Below are 1,021 nucleotides of genomic sequence, written 5' to 3'. Positions count from 1 at the left end.
CCGTTTCGGTGACGGGTGCCATGCGCCCGTTCTGGTATGCCCATTGCACGTCCCTGCTGTCGAAAATCTGCTGATAGCAGCCGGAACGACCATAGGTGACCGGAGGATAGAGCTTCTCTGATTCATCGATCGCGACGCTCATTTCTCCACCGCCTTTCTCGCTTCGTTGAGAACAATCTGCGCATACGCCCTGTAGCGTGCCCGCTCGCGGCCCGAAACCTCGTCGAACCGGTACTCGGCATCCGAGAAAAGCCCGAACAGCATCACTGCCGCCGCCTCGATCTCCTCGTCCGCAAGTGGCGCGGTGCGCCCGCGCTCATACGCCTCCTGCAGATCGCGACTGTCGTACACCTGTTGGTAGCAGTCCGTGCCCTCGTGGACAAGCCGGGGATAACGTTCCTCCGCTTCCCTGCTGGCTACGCTCATTTCCCGTCTCCTTTCAGAATCTCGCGTATCGTGTCCTCGCATTCCGGTTTCGGCAGCGGCTGCATCCAGCTATCGAGGTAGTACGGGATGAGCTCGGCGTTCCTCGGCAGGCACTTGTCGTCGTCGAAGTCGAAAAGAACCGGCCATCTGTTCCCGTCCAATCGCAGGTGTCGCGTGCAGAAGAAGCGCGGCTGGTAGGCGTCATCGTCGAGGACAAGCCACGAGGGGTCATCCGCGACTTCATCGCGAGCCATGCCCTTGTCGTACTTCCACCCGTAATAACCGCCGGAGTAACACTCGCCGCAATCGGGATAGTCGCAGACCGGGCGGTGGAATGTGTGCGTCTCCCAGCTCATTGCTCCTCCTTGATGGTTTCACAGCCGACGATCGTGGTCTTGCCTCGCACGGTCTCCGTCAGGCATTGCCATTGCGTGCCGCCGGTCTTGACGGTTTGCCGCCCGTATTCGACGTTGGGGTTTCGCGCCGCCCGGACCATGCCGCCCGCGATGATCACCCCGATGGTGACCACCAGGACGATGGCGACCGCGAGGACGGCGCACACCAGCACTTCGCGCAGGTCCTTGCGCATTTCGTT

At 61.4% G+C, this 1,021-nt stretch carries 3 protein-coding genes; all 3 read right to left on the bottom strand.

Annotated features, from left to right (window positions below):
- Positions 1-138: 138 nt before the first annotated feature.
- Positions 139-426 carry a hypothetical protein gene (locus G1C94_RS07630; protein ID WP_172147257.1) on the bottom strand — a complete coding sequence of 96 codons (288 nt, stop codon included), beginning with the start codon at positions 424-426 and terminating at the stop codon, positions 139-141.
- Positions 423-782 (bottom strand): hypothetical protein, encoded by a 360-nt coding sequence (locus tag G1C94_RS07625; protein WP_172147254.1) that lies wholly within the window; start codon positions 780-782, stop codon positions 423-425. Before G1C94_RS07625 ends, G1C94_RS07630 begins: the two co-directional genes overlap by 4 nt.
- On the bottom strand, positions 779-1,021 hold a 243-nt coding region (locus G1C94_RS07620), incomplete at its 5' end, for a hypothetical protein (RefSeq protein WP_172147251.1). The genes G1C94_RS07620 and G1C94_RS07625, both read right to left, overlap by 4 nt.

Source organism: Bifidobacterium panos, from assembly GCF_012932445.1.
In the GTDB taxonomy this organism is placed as follows: Bacteria; Actinomycetota; Actinomycetes; order Actinomycetales; family Bifidobacteriaceae; genus Bifidobacterium; species Bifidobacterium panos.
Note: the sequence above shows the minus strand (reverse complement) of the source record. Positions and strands in the feature narration are given on the sequence as shown.